This window comes from Streptomyces katrae, from assembly GCF_000966975.1.
Lineage (GTDB): Bacteria > Actinomycetota > Actinomycetes > Streptomycetales > Streptomycetaceae > Streptomyces > Streptomyces katrae.
Map to the genome: position 1 here is coordinate 1 of NZ_JZWV01001489.1, position 1,110 is coordinate 1,110.

Sequence of the window (1,110 nt, forward strand, 5' to 3'; positions counted from 1 at the left end):
CACCTCGCAGGCGCGGGGGGTGATGTCGGCGAGGGCTTCGAGGACGCGTTCGCGTACGGCCTCGACGTGCGCGGAGTGGGAGGCGTAGTCCACGGCGATCAGCCGGGCCCGGATCCCGTCGGCGTGCAGGGCGTCGCGCAGCTCGGTGAGGGCGTCGCCGTCACCGGAGACGACGATGGAGGACGGGCTGTTGACGGCGGCTACGGACAGCCGTTCGCCCCAGGGCGCCATCAGGGGCGTGAGCCGGTCCAGGGGCAGGGAGACGGACAGCATGCCGCCGCGCCCGGACAGCACGGTCAGGGCCCGGCTGCGCAGGGCCACGACCTTGGCGGCGTCCTCCAGGCTGAGCGCGCCGACGACGGCCGCGGCGGCGATCTCGCCCTGGCTGTGGCCGGCGACGGCCGCCGGGTGCACTCCGTGGGAGCGCCACAGTTCGGCCAGGGAGACCATCACCGCGAAGAGGACGGGCTGGACCACGTCGACCCGGTCGAAGCCGGGGGCGCCGGGCGCCGCGCGCAGGACCTCCGTCAGCGACCAGTCCACGTGGGGGGCGAGGGCTTCCTCGCACTGGCGGATGCGTTCGGCGAAGACGGGCGCGGAGTCGAGGAGTTCGACGGCCATGCCGGCCCACTGGGAGCCCTGGCCGGGGAAGACGAACGCGGCCTGGCGGGTGTCGTCGGCGGTGCCCCGCACCACGTCGGTGCCGGCGGGGGCGGGTGCGCCGGGCTCGGCGTCGGCGAGGGCGTCCAGGGCCCGGTCCAGGCCGGCCCGGTCGGGGGCGAGGAGTACGGCGCGGTGGGGGAAGGCGGTACGGGTGGTGGCGAGGGAGAGCGCGATGTCGACGGCCGTCGGGGCGGGGGCGCCGGGCGCACCGGGCAGGGCGGCCAGGTGGGCGCGGAGCCGGGCGGCCTGGGCGGCGAGGGCGGCCGGGGTCTTGGCGGAGAGCGGCCAGGGGATGAGGCGCGGTCCGCCGTCCGGGGCTCCGGCGGCGGAGTCGGTTTCGCCGCCGATGCCGACGAGCGTGGCGGCACGGTCGGCGATGGCGTTGCCGAGGCTGACGGCCCGGCCGGCGATGGCGGTCCCGAGGGTTGCGGCCCGGTCGGCGACGGC

1 protein-coding gene is annotated in these 1,110 nt (G+C 77.5%); it reads right to left on the bottom strand.

The window, feature by feature from the left end:
* Positions 1-1,110 (bottom strand): acyltransferase domain-containing protein (locus VR44_RS38575; protein WP_045952349.1); only part of this gene is annotated, 1,110 nt, incomplete at both ends.